The following is a 17,587-nucleotide window of genomic DNA, read 5'->3' as shown; positions in this document are numbered from 1 at the left end:
GGGGGTCCGATACGGACCCCCACCCCGCGTGTATTTTTATGCGTGAAACATAACCTGTAACTAAGCCCAACCTGCCTTTTTTATTAGCCAGGTATTCAAATGTCGTAAAGATATGCTGACAATCTGTGTCTATCGGGGAGATTCTGAGCGAATAAAGGCTCGATAGGCCTTCGAGCCGCACAGACAGAACGCGCGGTAGTGTCGTCAAACGAGCCGGTTTCCCCGTAGTCTTAAGGGGTCAATTAGGATAAAAAAATATGTTGATTTGGTGATACTGACATGAATTTTTGGGGAGCCTTCCTCGGAAACTTTCTGATAGGCCTACGCGAGGGTCTCGAAGCGGCCCTGGTGGTCGGAATCCTCCTGGCCTACATCCGCAAGACAAAGCGAACCCACCTGCTCACACCGATGTGGCTTGGCGCGGCGGTCGCGGTTATCGTCTCCCTCGGCTTCGGCGCGCTACTCACCTTCGGCCCCGAAACCCTCACCTTCGAGGCGCAGGAAGCCATCGGCGGTTCCCTTTCCATCATCTCGGTTGGCTTCGTCACCTGGATGATTTTCTGGATGGCAGAAAACGCCCGTATGCTCTCTGCCGAGCTCAAGGATAAGCTGGATGCCGCGCAGACCAGCGCCTGGGCGGTCGTCCTGCTCGCCGCGCTCTCCGTGGGCCGTGAAGGTCTCGAAACCACCCTGTTCATTTGGTCGGCCACCCGTACGGCCGGTCAGGAGGCGAACGCGACCCCCATGCTCGGCGCCCTCGTCGGCATCCTGGTCGCCATCCTCATGGCGTGGGCCATGATGCGCGGCATGATGCGCATCAACCTCTCCCGCTTCTTCACCATCACCGGCGCGTTCCTGGTCATCGTAGCGGCCGGCGTGCTCTCCTACGGTATTCACGACCTGCAGGAGGCCGGTATCCTGCCGGGCCTGAACAGCACCGCGTTCGAGTCCTACCGCTACATCGACCCGAGCGGTTTCGTGGGCACTCTGCTCAAGGCCGTGTTCAACCTGTCCTCGACCACCACCTGGATTGAGGCCGGCGCCTGGGTCCTGTACGTGGGCATCGTGATGCCGCTGTTCATCCGCGCGCAGCGCCCGGGCCTGAAGTCCTCGGCTAAGAAGCAGGCGGCGAAAACCGAAGCCGAAAAGACGGCGGCATAGGGCTCTCGGAGCCGGCCGGCTCCGGACCTACCCGAATAACCCACCGGATGATTCTTCCGGACACCCCTCAACATGCGACAAAGAACCCTCGCGAACACATACACATACAACATAAGGAGAAACCATGCGTAAGACTCTCGCCTCCGCAGGTGCACTGCTCTCGGTTGGTGCGCTCGCCCTGACCGGCTGCACCCCCAACAACCAGAACGTGGCGTCCTCCGCCTCGGGTGCCGCATCCTCCGACGGCACCATTAACGTCACCGCAAGTGACGATGCCTGCAAGCTCTCGGCTACCACCGCCAAGGCCGGCACCGTGACCTTCAAGGTCAAGAACGAGGGCACCAAGGTCAACGAGTTCTACGTGCTTGGTGCCGACGGCCTGCGCATCGTCTCCGAGGTGGAGAACATTGGCCCGAACCTCAGCCGCGACCTGACCGTGGAACTGCCCGAGGGTAGCTACAAGACCGCCTGCAAGCCCGGTATGGTGGGCGACGGCATCCGCGGCGACTTCACCGTGACCAAGAACGAGAACGCCGCCCCGATTTCCGCCGACGAGCAGGCCCTGCGCGACACCGCGGTCACCCAGTACACCGCCTACGTCAAGGACCAGGTGGAATCGCTGAAGACCAAGACGGAGCAGTTCGCCGAGCTGTACACCGCCGGTAAGGATGACGAGGCGAAGGCCCTGTACTCCTCGGCTCGCCTGCACTACGAACGCATCGAGCCCGTGGCAGAATCCTTCGGCGGCGGCGAGCTTGACCCGGCCCTGGATGCCCGCGAGGCAGACGTGGAAGAGGGCAAGGAATGGACCGGCTGGCACAAGATCGAGAAGGATCTGTGGCAGCCGACCGCCGAGAACAACGGCGGTAAGGCATACACTCCGCTGACCAAGGAGCAGCGCGCGGAGGTCGCCAAGAAACTGGTGGAAGACACCCAGAAGCTCTACGACGAGGTGCACTCTCCCAACTTCAAGCTGGAGGCATTCCAGATTTCTAACGGCGCGAAGGAACTGCTGGACGAAATCTTCAACACCAAGATCAGCGGTGAGGAAGAGACCTGGTCGCACACCGACCTCTCCGATTTCCAGGGCAATGTTGACGGCGCCCGCGTGGCCTACGAGGGCGTTCTGCCGATTCTGAAGCAGAAGGACCCCAAGCTCGCCCAGGACATCGAGAAGAAGTTCGACACCGTGCAGAACCTGCTCAACAAGTACAAGAAGGGTGACGGTTACGCCCTCTACACCGAGCTGACTAAGGACCAGATCCGCGAGCTCTCCGATGCCGTGGAGGCTCTGTCCGAGCCGGTTTCGAAGATGACCGAGGTCGTCACCGGTTCCGCCGCGAAGTAACGCATCATACGGTAGCCGCCGCGTGGGCGGATGCGCTACCGGCAGCTGGGTGGGGGGCATTGAGCCCCCGCCCGGCTGGGGCCTTCCCGGGCCCCGAGCCCTCCGCAGATTCATCACACCATATTCAGCACAGAAGAAAGGCTTCCCATGCCTACTGACCACAATTCTTCGGCCGCCGAGACCACCCCGGAGACTCACCGCGAGGCTACCCGCGCCGCCGGTACCACCCGCCGCGGTGCGCTGGGCGCGGCGCTCGCCGGTGCAGGAGCCCTGGGCGCGTTGGGTGCGCTCGCCGGATGCTCGTCAAACTCCAGCAGCCAGGCTTCGGCATCGAGCTCTGCCTCGGGTACCTCGAACGACTCTCACCCCTTCTACGGTGAGCACCAGAGCGGCATCTCCACCGAGGTGCAGGACCGCATGTACTTCGTGGCGCTGAACCTGAAGACCACCGACCGCGAAGAGATTCGTTCCCTCTTCCAGGAGTGGACGAAGGCCGCCGCAAGGATGCAGGCCGGCGAGCTCGTGGGGGAGGACCGCTCCTACGAGGCACCGCCCAAGGACACCGGCGAGGCCATGGACCTCTCCGCCGCGCACCTGACCATTACTTTCGGCCTGGGACGTAGCTTCTTTGTCGACGAGAACGGCAAGGACCGCTTCGGTTTCGCCAGCAAGCTGCCCGAGGCGCTCGTGCGCATCCCGCACATGACCGGAGACGCGCTGGAGGCGAAGCGCAGCGACGGCGACCTGTGCATCCAGGCCTGCGCCGACGACCCGCAGGTGGCCTTCCACGCGATTCGCAACCTGATTCGCATCGCCGGTGGCCGCGCCGTGGTGGCCTGGCAGCAGCTGGGCTTCGGGCGTACCGCCTCCACGACCACCACGCAGGTGACGGCCCGTAACCTCTTTGGCTTCAAGGACGGCACGAACAACCTGAAGGTTGAGGACCCTGACCTGCTGAAGAAGCACGTGTGGACCTCTTCTCAGAATTCGGCGAACAGCCCTGCATGGATGGAGGGAGGCAGCTACCTGGCCACCCGCCGCATCCGCATGAACATTGAGACGTGGGACCGCACCCGCCTGCGCGAGCAGGAGGAAATCGTGGGTCGTACGAAGACGACCGGTGCCCCGCTCTCCGGCGGTGAGGAATTCACGAAGCCCGACTTTTCGGCGATGGGTCGCTCCGGCCCCCTGATCCCGGCGGATTCTCATATGCGTCTGATGCACCCGGATCAGAACCAGGGGGTGCAGATTCTGCGCCGCGGCTTCAACTACACCGATGGTGCCGACGAGTTGGGCCGCCTGGACGCGGGCCTGTTCTTCATCGCCTACGTGTGCGATCCGCGCACGCACTTCATCCCGATGCTGAGCACGATGACCGCCTCTGACGCGATGAGCGAGTACCTGCGCCATACCGGTAACGCTCTCTTCGCGGTGCCGCCCGGGGTGAAGGATGAGAACGACTACATCTGCTCGGGCCTCTTTAACTAGGCGCGCTCGATGTAGCTGGGCATCTGCCCGATGCTCCAATACCGCCCGATGTGCCGGTGAACGCCCCGATGGGAGGTTCACCGGCACATCGTCATATATGAGTTCGACACGAGCATTTTCTTTGGAAACTTCTTACCGACCGGGTAGTATTGAGGGAGAAATCACATACAAATTGGGAGACAATGATGACTGCTCAACCTCCGTACGACCCGAATGCGTACCGCTCCGACGCGGTACCTTCAGACACCCAGGCCATCTACATTCAGGAAGGTGGCTCCAAGCCGGGTGGAATCCTGTTCCACTCGCCGACCAAGCACCCTAAGATTCTGCGCCTGCAGGAGATTATGATTGTCTCCGCGTTGCTCTGCTTTGTCCACGGCATCATTTCTTCGTTCGCACCGGATAACCTGTCCCCGCTGAAGGGCCTGCCGGAGTTTGGCGTTGCGGGCGGCCTGGGATTGCTCATCGGCTCGGCCATCGTGTACTCGTGGGTGTACTTCACGATTCAGAAGGGTAAGCGCCAGGGCCTGACCGTCGGCCTCATCTTCGCGATTCTCGGCGCCTTCGTCGCGGTCCTCTCGCTGATTGGCAACGTGATTGACGCTCAGCGCTACGGCTTCGTGCCGCTGTACGCCGCGTGGTTTATCGCCAACGTGCTGTGGATTCGCTCCTCCTTCGACCCCGAGGTCAAGGAAGCGCTGGCCTAATCCTCGCCCCCCGCGGGGACCCGTTCGGCAAATATGCCGCCGCGGGGCGCGCGCACCTGACGACTCCACACCTAATCAAAGCATCAGAGCGCCCGGATGGACTATCCGGGCGCTCTGATGCTTTCGCGTGGTTCTCTGGTCTAGAATGGGTAGGATATGCGCCCGCAGACCCTGCCGGGATGCTCCGCCCCTCACACGCTCGGCGCCCGCCGTGCCCGGGGCAATTGGTGAGCTCTCGCGGTCCCCGCGGTGCCGCCCCATAGTGACAAACCAGCCGACCGGCCCCAACGTGCCGGTGGTACGCAGAGAAGAGTGACAATGACCGATTCCGTGCAGGAACACGAGGGCCCGAAGGGCCCGGCTCAGGTCCTCGCCAACATCGCGCAGGTCCTGGAGAACAACCCCGAAAAGGGTCTGGACGCCGTTCGTGAGGCGTTTGAGGCCGAGCGAGAGCGCGCCCAGCAGGAGATTCGCGAGAAGGCAAAAGACTTTGACAGCCTCAAGGAGGTGCGCCTGAGCTTCTTCGGTGAGAAGGGCATCATGAGCATCGCCAACCGCCAGATGCGCGACCTTCAGAACCAGCACAAGGGCCCCGTGGGCAAGCTGCTGGGCCAGGCCCGTGCCGCACTGACCGAGGTTATTGAGGCTCGCACTAAGGAGCTGGAGGCCGAGCGTGAGGCCCGCATCCTGGCCGAGGAGGCCGTGGACATGTCGGCCGCATCCGCTCGCCGCTCCCTGGGCGGTCGCCACCCCATCGCCCTGATGCAGGAGCGTCTGACCGACATCTTCGTCGGCATGGGCTGGGAGGTTGCTGACGGCCCCGAGCTGGAGTCCGAGTGGTACAACTTCGACGCCCTGAACATTAAGCCGGACCACCCGGCGCGCGAAATGCAGGACACCTTCTACGTTGAGCCGAAGAACGCTCACCTGCTGCTGCGCACCCACACCTCCCCGGTGCAGATGCGCTCGATGCTCTCGCGTGAGCTGCCCCTGTACATTGTGTGCCCCGGCCAGGTGTACCGCACCGATGAGCTGGACGCGACCCACACCCCGGTCTTCCACCAGATTGAGGGCCTGGCCGTGGATAAGGGCCTGACCATGGCCGATCTGAAGGGCACCCTGGAGTACATGGCCCGCGCCATGTTCGGCGAAGAGGCTAAGATTCGCCTGCGCCCGAACTTCTTCCCCTTCACCGAGCCCTCCGCCGAGCTGGACCTGTGGCACCCCAACGCCAAGGGCGGCCCCCAGTGGATCGAGTGGGGTGGCTGCGGCATGGTGAACCCGAACGTGCTGCGTGCCGCCGGCATCGATCCCGAGGAGTACTCGGGCTTCGCGTTCGGTATGGGTATTGAGCGTACCCTCATGTTCCGTAACAACGTCGCCGACATGCACGACATGGTCGAGGGCGACATCCGTTTCTCTGAGCAGTTCGGGATGGAGATCTAAATTATGCGTATTCCCCTGTCATGGCTGCGCGAGTTCGTGCCGGTCGCCGAGGACGCTTCGGCTGAAGATTTGATGGCAACCCTGGTGAAGGTTGGCCTGGAAGAAGAAGACGTTCACCGCCCCACCGACGAGATGTCGGGCCCGATTGTGGTGGGTCAGGTTCTCTCGATGGAACCCGAGACCCACTCGAACGGCAAGACCGTGAACTGGTGCCAGGTGCGCGTGGTTCCGGAGGGTCGGGAGCAGACCCTGACCGGTAAGGGCATCGAGCCCTCCGGTGTTCAGGGCATTATTTGTGGTGCTCACAACTTCAAGCCCGGCGACAAGGTCGTCGTGACCCTGCCCGGCGCTGTTCTGCCCGGTGGTTTCGCGATTACCGCCCGTAAGACCTACGGCCACAAGTCGGCCGGCATGATTGCCTCGACCCGCGAGCTGGGCATCGGCGACGACCACGGCGGCATCCTGGTGCTCTCGACCCTGGGCCTGGACCCGGAGCTTGGCACCGACGCGATGGAGCTGCTGGGCCTGTACGACCAGGCGGCCGAGGTGAACGTGACCCCGGACCGCGGCTACGCATTCTCTCTGCGCGGTATCGCCCGCGAATGGTCCCACGCTACCGGAACCCCCTTCGAGGACTTCGTGCTCGCCTACGGTGAGCGAGCTCCCGAAGCGAACTCCTCCGGTCACCCGGTGGCCCTGCGCGACGATGCCCCGATTCACGGTAATCCGGGTTGCGTGCGCTTCGTGATGCGCGAGGTATCCGGCGTGAAGGCCGAGACCCCGGTTCCGACCTGGATGTCCTCGCGTCTGCGTCTGGCCGGTGTGCGCTCGCTGTCGCTGCCCGTCGACATCTCCAACTACGTGATGCTGGAGACCGGTCAGCCCCTGCACTTCTACGATGCCGATAAGGTTCAGGGCGAAATCGTGGTGCGCCGCGCGGTGGCCGGTGAGAAGCTGGTGACCCTGGACGGCGTGGAGCGTACCCTGCACCCCGAGGACATCGTGATTGCCGATGATTCGGGCGTGATTGGCCTGGCCGGTGTGATGGGCGGCGCCTCGACCGAGGTGACCGACTCGACCACCCGCATCCTGATTGAGGCCGCACGCTTTGACGAGGTGTCGGTGGCTCGCACCGCCCGCCGCCATAAGCTGATTTCCGAGGCCTCCAAGCGTTTCGAGCGCGGCGTGGACCCGCAGATTCAGGCAGCTGCCGCCCAGCGTGCCGTGGAGCTGCTGGTCGAGCTGGCCGGTGCCCAGGCTGAGCCGGGCGTTACCGACGTGTCCCTCGGTTACGAGCCGGTCGTCATCGAGCTGCCCGCCGAGTACACCGCCGGCCGCATCGGCGTGGACTACTCCCCGGAGCAGATTGAGTCCAGCCTGCGCGAGATTGGTTGCTCGGTGGAGCGCACCGAGTCCGGCTACCTGGTGGCCGTTCCTTCCTGGCGCCCCGACCTGCGCGCGAAGGAAGACCTGACCGAGGAAATCGCCCGTATCGACGGCTACGAGAACATCCCCTCGACCCTGCCGGTGGCCCCCGCCGGCCGCGGCTACACCCCCGAGCAGGCAGGCAAGCGCCGCGCCCTGAACGCGCTGGCCGCAGCCGGCCTGACCGAGGTCTTCGCCTACCCCTTCGTGTCGGCTGAGGCGAACAACCTGTGGTCGGCTCCGTGGGTCAGCACCCCCGAGAACCCCGTGACCGAGGTGCCCTCAATTCGCCTGGAGAACCCGATTTCTTCGGCTGAGGGCTGGATGCGCCGCTCGCTGCTGCCCGGCCTGGTCGAGGTGCTCAAGCGCAACCTTTCCCGCGGCTTCAAGAACCTGGCCATCTTCGAATCCGGCCACGTGTTCATCCCGGGTGAGAAGCTGGGGTCAGACTCTATCCCGCCGCTGGGCGTTCGCCCCTCGGATGAGGTTCTGGCGGACCTGAACGCCGGCATCCCGAAGCAGCCCTCGTTTATTGCCGGCCTGTTCGCCGGCACCGAGCACGAGGTGATGCCCGGTGCGGCTCCTCGTGCTTACGATTGGCGCGATGCCTTGGACGCCGTGCGTCTGATTGCGGATGCCGTATCCGCGCCGATTACCGTGCGTAACGGCGTTCATACCGCATTCCACCCGGGACGCGTGGCCGAGGTCCTGGATGCGAACGGCGAGCGCATCGGTTTTGCCGGTGAGTTGCACCCGAAGCTGTTGCAGGAGCTGAACCTGCCGGAGCGCACCTGCGCCTTTGAGCTGGACTTCTCCGCCCTGTTCGCGCACCGCGTCGAGGTACACCAGGCCGTTCCGGTGCTGACCTACCCGGCGGCAACCCAGGACGTAGCCCTGCTGGTGGACCGCGATCTGCCCGCTTCTGAGGTGGAGCGCGTGCTGCGTGAGGGCGCCGGTGAGCTGCTGGAGGATATCCGCGTGTTCGACGATTACCGCGGTACCGGCATCGATGAGTCGAAGAAGTCCTTGGCGTTCGCACTGCGTTTCCGCGCACCGGATCGCACTCTGACCGCGGACGAGGCTTCCGCCGCTCGAGAGGCAGCCGTGGCGGCCGCCGTCGAGCAGCTGGGCGCGGAGGCTCGCGTCTAGTCGAGACCAAGTGACGCTGACGGGGTGGGGGCTTCGGCTCCCACCCCGTTTGCGTGAACACCTGCGCGTTCGACGGCGCATCCGCCGAATTTGTATCTGAATATGCGCGTTTGGCCTCGTCAGATAAAGAATAAAGCACAAGTTTGTTCTTTTATTGGTGATGCTCCGCGGTAATGGGTACCCTAGAAGGTAGACGATTTGAGGGAGAGATAATGGCTAACCGAGAAAGCTCGCACGATCGCCGTCCGCAGAACGAGGATTCTGCGACTAATCATTCCGAGGATTTCCGCTACGAGGAGCCCGAAGAACTAGAGTATGAAGAGTACGACGAGTACGAAGAGTACGATGACGACGAGGATGACGAGGAAAACGCCTCCCTTTTTGCGATGAGCGAGGATGAGCTGGAGGAGCGCCCCGGCGTGAACTGGCTGTCGGTGCTCTCGGCCGTCGTCGCGGTGGTCGTGGCCATTATTCTGGCGGTCGTGGGCGTGCGTTCCTTCGCCTGGGTGAACGCGAATGCCGACTACGCCGGCCACAGCTGGGTTGTGCAGGGCACCTACCAGGATTTGACTCCCGACCTGATTACCAAGGAGAACGTGGCGCGCTATAAGGGCAACCCCCCCGCCGATGATGCGCTCAACGGCAAGACGTACGTGTCGAATCTGAAGGATAAGTACAAGGTCAATTCCAGCGCTACGGTGGAGTTCCGCGGTTCGCAGACCGGTGACGTTCCGGCCGATTTCCCGCGTGAGGTGGATGGCCTACTGGTTGAAAACAACGGTCAGCTCGAGGTTGTTTACACCGCAGAGAAGGGCACCCTGAAGCCCGTAACCGAGGGCCAGGTGACCGGTCATCGCGTGGCCGGCATCGCAAGCATCATCGGCGCGATCCTGGTGCTGCTGGGCGGTATGGTGTTCGCCGTGTGGCTGAACCGCCGTTCCCGTAACGTGGAATACGAGGACCTGGACGGTCTGGTGGATAACGAGGACTAACCGATCAGTCCTTCCATAACGATTTTGTGGGGGCCCGCCTCCCGCGCCGGTACGTGATGAGCGTAGTCGGTGCGGTAGGCGGGCTTTCGCTGTGCTCCCGGAAGATGCTCCCCAAAGAGGGGGCGGCGCCTATGCATAGCACGCGAGGTTATACGTCCGGGTGCGTATTTGCACGCGGAGATACGGCGGCTGGAACGTACATATCGTGAGATTCCGGGGCGGATTTCCCTATAAATATGAGAATAATCCATATTTATGACGCATATTTATGTGCATATGTATTATCTTGGGTAGAGAGGACGCTACCCGTTCCACCGACGGACGGGAAGGTCCGTACTCGTGATTGGCACCGTAGGAAGAAGAGATAACATGCCTTTCCCCTCGACCAAGATCGCGCGTCAGGCCCGCATCGTTGAGCTGCTGCAGACCCGACGTGTACGTTCCCAGGCTGAACTGGCGCAGTACCTGACCGATGACGGTATGAAGGTTACTCAGGCCACCCTTTCCCGCGATCTCGTTGAAATTGGAGCCGAGCGCATCCGCGATGAGGGCGCCGGTCTGATTTACGCTGTTCCGAACTATCCGGCTCGTCGCGGTGGCGGCACCGCGCCGGACGCCCGCATGATTTCCCTGTTCAAGGAGCTGCTGATTACCGCCGAGGGTTCGGCGAATATCACGGTGCTGCGTACCCCTCCGGGGGCGGCCCAGTTCCTGGCTTCCTCAATCGACCAGAGTGGCATGGACGCCATCCTGGGCACGATTGCTGGAGACGACACCGTGATGGTGATTACCCGCGACCCCAATGGCGGGGCCGGGCTGGCTGAAAGCTTCCTGGACTGGTCGGCAGCCCAGTAGCGTGCGAGGGGTGCGCCCCGGATCGTCCGATGAAGAATCGGCGGTCCCGGACGCACCCCCGTTGCGTACCCGAGACAGGGCAAGTGGGCCCGGAGGCCGAGAGCCTCATGAGGGCATCAACCTATAGACGAAGACGATACGAACAACACAGAACAACACCGCAGGAGAACTCAACGATGACTTCTACAACCGCTTCGACTCCCAGCGATCCCTCGCAGGCAGCGCCCTCGGCCCGGAATAATACCGCCTCAATTCTGGCGGAGGCGGCCGCAGCCTCCCCGCGCAAGACCGCGCTCGCACTGCCCGCCGCGGGTGACGCCTCCGAGTCCTCCTCGCTGCTGAACATCAGCTACGGCGAACTGGCCTCGGCAGCGGCAGAGGTGCAGCGATACCTGGGGACCCTGGGCGTGGAGGCGGGCGACCGAGTGGCCCTGTCCATGCCGAACGTGCCGCTGATGCCCGCCCTCTACTACGGTATTGCCGCGCGCGGTGCAATTTGCGTGCCGCTCAACCCCCTGCTGTCGGGAGCGGAGCTGGAGTACCACCTTGAAGACAGCGGCGCAAAGGTTCTCTTCGCCTTTGCCGGCACTCGCCTGGCGCAGGAGGCCGCCTCGACGGTGCCGGTGAAGAACGGTTCGGTGCGGTGCGAAATTTTTGAGCCCTCCGCCTCGCCCCTGGCCCCCTTTGACGGTGTGGACGTTCCGCTGGCACCCGCCGTGGTGAAAGAGCAGGATCCCGCGGTTATCCTGTACACCTCGGGCACGACCGGCCGCCCGAAGGGAGCCACCCTCAGCCACGCGAATATCCTCTCGAACGCCCGCAGCTGCGTGAAAGTTTTTGGTTTCACCGCCGAGGACGTCATCTTTGGCGGCCTCCCTCTCTTCCACGCCTTCGGCCAGACGGTGTCGATGAACGCGGCTTTTGCGGCCTGCGCGACGGTGGCGTTGCTTCCGCGCTTTACGCCCGACCACGCGCTGAGCCTGATTGAGGCGGCCCGGGTGTCGGTCCTGGCAGCCGTGCCGAGCATGTACATCTCTCTTGCGGCCCTCATGGCTGAGCAGCCGGAGCGTTGCGCCCGCCTGCGCGGTACGGTGCGCTTCGGCATTTCGGGTGGTTCGGCTCTGCCCGCTCCGGTGCACGAGGCTTGGAAGGAACTGGCCGATTGTACCGTGTACGAGGGCTACGGCCTGAGCGAAACCTCGCCCGTGGTCTCCTTCAACCAGGCGGCCTTCGGCATGGTGCTGGGCTCGGTGGGCCGCGTCCTGCCCGGTGTGCAGGTTCAGGTGCGCGACTCGGCGGGCGTCGAGTGCCCGACGGGGGAGAGCGGCCAACTGTGGGTGCGCGGCGAGAACGTGATGCTCGGTTACTGGAATAACCCCGAGGCAACCGCCGGAGTGTTTGACGGTGAGTGGTTTGCGACCGGGGACGTGGCTCGCGTGGATGCCGACGGCAATATCTTTATCGTGGACCGCATCAAGGACATGGTGTTGCGCAACGGCTACTCGGTGTACCCGCGCGAGATTGAGGACGTGCTGTACACCCATGATTTGGTGCAGTCCGTGGCGGTGCTGGGTGTGCCGGATGAGCGAGTGGGCGAAGAGATCGTCGCCGTCGTGGTGCCGCGGGCCGGAGCCGACTGGGGCGTGGTGCAGGCGGAGCTCAACGCCCTGGCCCGAACCCGCCTTGCGGCCTACAAGTACCCGCGCCGCTACATTGCGGTGGATGCGATGCCGCTGGGCCCGACCGGAAAGGTTCTGAAGCGGGACCTGCGTTCGAAGCTGGCGGAGTCCTAAGAGCATACTGAGAGCGTAGAGTCCTAGAACGCGGGGCCCTAACCCCCGATGCTTCCCGCGCTTCAAAGCCCCGGCCCCCTCACATGAGGAAGCGGCCGGGGCTTTACGCGTGAACCTCGCGTCAATCTCGCGTTGATGCGGGCTAATGCGGGTGACCTGCGGGTGTATAGAGGAAAAAAGCGCTGGAACAGAGTAGAATTCTCTAGGCGGCCTGTGCCGCCGCAGACGATTCCGGGCCGTTCGAGCCCGACGCCACCCCACGAAAGAGAGAGCATGAGCGTTCCCGCTTCTGAGGCTACCCCCATCGAACAGCGCATCCCCGCGGCCTGCGCCACGATTCAGGATTACCCGCACGAGGGCATCCTCTTCTACGATGTGACGACTCTCTTCGCCAATCCCGAGGTATTCAAGGCCTGCATCGATGAGCTGGCCCACCGCTTCGAGGGCGAGTTTGATGTGGTCGCCGGTGTGGAGGCCCGCGGCTTCCTGCTGGCATCGGCCCTGGCTTACGCTACGGGCAAGGGCATCATGACGATTCGCAAGGCCGGTAAGCTTCCCCGCGAAACCTACCGTGAGGAGTACGCGCTCGAGTACGGTACCGCGGCCGTCGAGATTCACTGCAGCGACTTCGCGCCGGGTACCCGAGTGCTGATTCTTGACGATATCCTGGCAACCGGCGGTACCCTGGAGGCCGCGGTGAAGCTCGTGGAGCGCGCCAACCTTAAGGTTGCCGGCGTGGCGGCCCTGCTGGAGCTGGACGGCCTGGGCGGCCGCGATGCGCTGGCCGGTTACCGCGTTGAGACCCTGAGCCTGGTCTCCGAGTAGCGGCCCGATAGCGGATTCCGCATTATTTCTTCCTGCCGTAGGGCAGAACCGAGGTGCCCCTTCCGATGCTTTCGGGAGGGGCACCTCGCTGTCTGACCGGCGCTGCCGGAAGCCGTCATATTTCTGGGCTCGAGAGCCCATCCTGTAGAATAGTGACCCGTATTTTTAGGTGCCGCTCGCGGTGCCGCACTGAGACGCACTATGTTTAAGGAGCTTGCGTGTCATCTGAATCCCTGTCCCACCGACCCGAGGAATCGTCGAAGGCTGAGCAGCTATTTGCCGAGCAGATGGCTGCTGAGCGCGAGTACGTGTCCCGCGTATACGCTCGTCTGGACGAGCTACGCGAAGAGACCGGTCAGAAGCTGGCGGATGTGCGCAAGAACCAGGCGGTGGGCGGGCACCAGAACCGTTCGGAGCGTGATTCCTTCGCAACCTATTACGAGGATCGCCTGGCTCAGCTGAACGCCGTGGATTCTCGCTTGACCTTCGGCCGCCTGGACATGGACCGCGAGGGTGCGGACGCTGTGCGCTACATCGGCCGCATCGGCATTACCGACGATAACCAGCGTCGCCTTCTCATGGACTGGCGTGCCCCCGAGGCGGGTACCTTCTACCAGGCCACCGCGTTTCAGCCGATGGGCGTGCGTCGCCGTCGTCACCTGATGCTGGAGGGCCGCACCGTCGTAAACATTGAGGACGAGGTCTTCGACGAGGCCATGCTGGAGGACTCGGATGCCCTGCACGGTGAGGGAGCGCTGCTGGCCGCGCTGAATAAGAAGCGTACCGGCCGCATGGGCGATATCGTGGCGACCATTCAGGCTGAGCAGGATGCAATCATCCGCTCGGAGCTGCCGGGCGTGCGCGTGGTCCAGGGTGGTCCCGGTACCGGTAAGACCGCGGTGGCTCTGCACCGCGCGGCCTATCTGCTGTACACAAATCGTGAGCGCCTGTCGAAGGCGGGTGTGCTCGTGGTGGGCCCCTCGAATTCTTTCATGTGGTACATCGAGCGTGTGTTGCCTTCGCTGGGCGAAACCGGCGTGGTGATGGCTTCGCTGGCGACCCTGTACCCGGGCCTGCGCGCCGTGCCCGAGGAAGACCGCGCGGTGGCATCCCTTAAGGGCGATTTGCGTATGGTCAAGGTCATCAAGCGCGCTGTGGCGGACCGTCAGAAAGTTCCCGCACGGGCGCAGCTTCTGAACGTTGAGGGAACGGACGTCGAGCTGACCCCCGAGATGGTGCGTTCGGCTCGTTCCCGCGCCCGCTCGACCGGTAAGCCGCACAACGAGGCCCGCGAAACCTTCGTGAAAATTCTGTTGAAGGAGCTGACGGCCAAGCTTGATGAGCAGCTGAACCGCGCGGCGGGCCGCGTGGTGGAGCGCCCTTACCTGCAGGATGACGTGCGCGCCTCCATGGACGTGCGTCGCGCCCTGAACCTGGCGTGGATGCCGCTCTCGCCCGAGACCCTGTTGCGCTCGCTGTATTCGAAGCCGCACTACCTGGAGTCGGCTACCCGTAGTCTGTCGAAGGCGGAGCGAGAGCTTCTGGCCCGTCCTGCGGATGCTCCCTTTACCGAGGCTGATGTCCCCCTGCTGGATGAGGCCGCGGAGCTGCTGGGCGATTTCTCGAAGGTGACGGGTGCCGCTGCGGCGGCGCGTGCGGCGGCCGAGCATCGCGCGAACCTTGAGAACGCGACGAAGGCTTTGGAGAACGTGCACCAGTCCCTGGAGGATATTGGCGCCGATGGCGTGATTACCCCCGAGCAGATTGCGATGATGAACGAGGTGCGTGGCGAGCGGATGACCGCGGCGGCCGCGGCTTCGTCCGATCGCACCTGGGCGTACGGTCACGTGGTGGTGGATGAGGCGCAGGAGCTCTCGCCGATGCAGTGGCGTCTGTTGATGCGACGCTGCCCCATGAAGTCCTTCACGATTGTGGGCGATATTGCGCAGGCTTCGTCGCCGGCGGCGGCTTCGTCGTGGGCGCAGGCCCTGGAACCGTTCGTGGGGGAGCGCTTCACCCTGGACGAGCTGACGATTAACTACCGCACTCCGGCGCAGATTGCGCAGGCGGCGGCTTCGGTGGCTCGGGCTGCCGGCTACGAGGTGTCGGCTCCTCGCGCGGTTCGTGAGGGTCAGTGGCCTCCGCTGATTCGCGAGGTTGCCCCCGATGCCGTGGTGGAGCAGACCGTGTCCGTGGTGAGCGATGAGGTTGCCCAGTCCGGCGGCGCGCTGATTGGCGTGATTTGCCCGTCGAGCCTGTACCTTGAGACGGCTCGGGCGGTGGCTCGTGCGCACGCCGACCGCACGGGTACCGCGCAGACGGCTCTGGAAAACCAGGTGCTGGTGCTGACCCCGTGGGAGGCGAAGGGCCTGGAGTTCGACGTTGTGGTGATTGTTGAACCGCAGCAGCTGATTGATGATGCGGACGGCGCGGTGGGTGACGTGTACGTGTCGATGACCCGTCCCACCCAGCGCCTGTATCTGGTGGGCTCGCGCATGCCCGCGGGCCTGTAGCCGCATCCATGCACCCGCCGCCGGGCGCTTGTTCTGAGCGTTTGTGCCGGTGCGGTGTTAGGCTTAGTACATATTTTGTTCGGACGCCTCGTGCGTCGTTACCTTGTGAATGGGAGAAGCATGTCTGCCGAGATCCTCAACGCGCAGCATAATGACGATACCTTCGAGAATATTTGGCAGGAGCTGAAGTGGCGCGGCCTGGTGCACGTGAGCACCGATGAGGCTGCCCTGGAGAAGGCGCTGAGTGAGGAGACCCTGACTTTCTACACGGGTTATGATCCGACCGCGGCTTCGCTGCACCTGGGCCACCTGGTGCAGCTGCTGGTGATGCGTCGTCTGCAGCTGGCAGGTCACAAGCCGCTGGGCCTGGTGGGTGGTTTCACCGGTCTGATTGGTGATCCGCGTCAGACGTCTGAGCGTGTGCTGAACTCTCCTGAGGTTGTTGCTGAGTGGGTTAAGTCTCTGCGCGCACAGATTGAGCGTTTCCTGTCTTTCGAGGGTGAGAACGCTGCTCGGATGGTGAATAACCTGGACTGGAGCGGTCAGATGTCTGCTCTGCAGCTGCTGCGCGATGTTGGTAAGCACTTCCGCGTGGGCACTATGGTGAAGAAGGAGATTGTGGCGAAGCGCCTGAACTCCGACGAGGGCATTTCGTACACCGAGTTCTCGTACCAGATTCTGCAGGGCCTGGACTTCCTGGAGCTGAACCGTCGTTTCGGCTGCACTCTGCAGACCGGTGGTTCTGATCAGTGGGGCAACCTGACCAGCGGTACCGAGCTGATCCGTAAGGTCGAGGGTAAGAGCGTTCACGCTATTGGTACCCCGCTGATTACTAACTCTGACGGCACCAAGTTCGGTAAGAGCGAGGGTAACGCTATTTGGCTGAACCCGCAGATGTGCTCGCCGTACGCGTTCTACCAGTTCTGGCTGAACACCGCGGATGCGGATGTGGTGGATCGCCTGAAGGTGTTCACCTTCCTGACCCGCGCTGAGATTGCCGAGTTCGCCGAGAAGGTTGAGAAGGAACCGTTTAAGCGTGAGGCTCAGAAGACTCTGGCGTACCTGGTGACTTCGCTGGTGCACGGCACCGAGGCTACCGATCAGGCCGTGGCTGCTTCGGAGGCTCTGTTCGGCAAGGGTGATTTCGCTGCTCTGGACGAGGCTACCCTGGAGTCTGTAGTTGCGGAGCTTCCTTCGGCGAAGCTGACCGAGGACCGCCTGGACCTGATTTCGGTGCTGACCGAGCTGGGCTTTGCGAAGTCTAACTCTGAGGCTCGTCGCATTCTGAAGGAGGGCGGTGCTTCGGTGAACGGCGTGAAGGTTCAGGGTGAGGACGCCACCATCTCCAAGGATGACCTGCTGCACGGTCGTTTTGCGATGGTTCGCCGTGGCAAGAAGAACCAGGGCGCTGTAGAGCTTGTTTAGTCTTTTCTGACTTTCTCTATACATATAGAGGGGAGGGGTTCTTCTCTGCTGAGTGTTTAGTGCTGAGTGTTCGGTACTGAATGTTCGGCGGGGAGTGCCCCTCCTTTTCTGTTCCCTATATACATTCCCTATATGCACAGAGAGCCCCTCCGTCAGGAGGGGCTCTTCTTGTATCGTTCTGCTGCCCTCTGGCTCTGGGGTTTCTTGGTTTGTCTTTGTTGGCGAGGGCTTTGGGCGCCTTTCGACCCTGTTTTGGGGCTCCCGAGAGGGGAATTCGCAGATTTTTGAGGTTTCTAGAAGTTTTTTAAAGATTTTCTGACACTCATAAAATGCTCTGACTAGGCTTTTTGGTGTCTGAGAGGGTGTTTGAGACCCTTACAGAGTCGCATTTGTGTTCTACTTCACCCCTATTCGGGTTGCGGGCCCGTATTCGGGTCTGTATAGTTGTATGAGTCGCCGC

Annotated in this window: 12 protein-coding genes; all 12 read left to right on the top strand. The window is 62.8% G+C overall.

Annotated elements, in window-relative coordinates:
• Window positions 1-279: 279 nt before the first annotated feature.
• The 12 genes from efeU to tyrS all read left to right on the top strand — a co-directional run bounded on the left by efeU (window position 280) and on the right by tyrS (window position 17,127).
• Window positions 280-1,161, top strand: a complete 882-nt coding sequence (gene efeU, locus HMPREF2674_RS04405; RefSeq protein ID WP_070824932.1) for an iron uptake transporter permease EfeU — start codon at window positions 280-282, stop codon at window positions 1,159-1,161.
• 124 nt (window positions 1,162-1,285) lie between these two features.
• A complete protein-coding gene (gene efeO / locus HMPREF2674_RS04400) occupies window positions 1,286-2,509 on the top strand; it encodes an iron uptake system protein EfeO (protein ID WP_070824931.1) in 1,224 nt (407 codons plus the stop codon).
• Window positions 2,510-2,656: 147 nt separating this feature from the next.
• Window positions 2,657-3,997 (top strand): iron uptake transporter deferrochelatase/peroxidase subunit, encoded by a 1,341-nt coding sequence (gene efeB, locus HMPREF2674_RS04395; RefSeq protein WP_070824930.1) that lies wholly within the window; start codon window positions 2,657-2,659, stop codon window positions 3,995-3,997.
• Window positions 3,998-4,182: 185 nt separating this feature from the next.
• On the top strand, window positions 4,183-4,704 hold the full coding sequence (locus HMPREF2674_RS04390; protein ID WP_049333108.1) for an ABC transporter ATPase: 522 nt from the start codon (window positions 4,183-4,185) through the stop codon (window positions 4,702-4,704).
• 318 nt (window positions 4,705-5,022) lie between these two features.
• Window positions 5,023-6,150, top strand: coding sequence for a phenylalanine--tRNA ligase subunit alpha (pheS, locus tag HMPREF2674_RS04385; RefSeq protein ID WP_070824929.1), 1,128 nt, complete (start codon window positions 5,023-5,025; stop codon window positions 6,148-6,150).
• Between the two features lie 3 nt (window positions 6,151-6,153).
• The gene (gene pheT / locus HMPREF2674_RS04380) at window positions 6,154-8,724 is read left to right on the top strand and encodes a phenylalanine--tRNA ligase subunit beta (RefSeq protein ID WP_070824928.1); all 2,571 of its coding nucleotides are present in this window, start codon (window positions 6,154-6,156) and stop codon (window positions 8,722-8,724) included.
• A 212-nt stretch (window positions 8,725-8,936) separates the two neighbouring features.
• A complete protein-coding gene (locus HMPREF2674_RS04375) occupies window positions 8,937-9,716 on the top strand; it encodes a hypothetical protein (protein WP_070824927.1) in 780 nt (259 codons plus the stop codon).
• Window positions 9,717-10,085: 369 nt separating this feature from the next.
• Window positions 10,086-10,571: an arginine repressor gene (locus tag HMPREF2674_RS04370; RefSeq protein ID WP_049332718.1), complete on the top strand. Its 486-nt coding sequence runs from the start codon at window positions 10,086-10,088 to the stop codon at window positions 10,569-10,571.
• A gap of 176 nt (window positions 10,572-10,747) precedes the next feature.
• Window positions 10,748-12,364, top strand: coding sequence for an AMP-binding protein (locus HMPREF2674_RS04365; protein WP_070824926.1), 1,617 nt, complete (start codon window positions 10,748-10,750; stop codon window positions 12,362-12,364).
• A gap of 273 nt (window positions 12,365-12,637) precedes the next feature.
• Window positions 12,638-13,189, top strand: a complete 552-nt coding sequence (locus HMPREF2674_RS04360; protein ID WP_049332713.1) for an adenine phosphoribosyltransferase — start codon at window positions 12,638-12,640, stop codon at window positions 13,187-13,189.
• Window positions 13,190-13,407: 218 nt separating this feature from the next.
• Window positions 13,408-15,702 (top strand): HelD family protein, encoded by a 2,295-nt coding sequence (locus HMPREF2674_RS04355; protein WP_070824925.1) that lies wholly within the window; start codon window positions 13,408-13,410, stop codon window positions 15,700-15,702.
• Between the two features lie 120 nt (window positions 15,703-15,822).
• A complete protein-coding gene (gene tyrS / locus HMPREF2674_RS04350; protein WP_049346400.1) occupies window positions 15,823-17,127 on the top strand; it encodes a tyrosine--tRNA ligase in 1,305 nt (434 codons plus the stop codon).
• The last annotated feature ends 460 nt before the right edge of the window (window positions 17,128-17,587 follow it).

The organism is Rothia sp. HMSC062F03 (assembly GCF_001836905.1).
GTDB lineage: Bacteria > Actinomycetota > Actinomycetes > Actinomycetales > Micrococcaceae > Rothia > Rothia mucilaginosa_A.
This window is presented reverse-complemented; position numbering and strand designations above follow the sequence as displayed.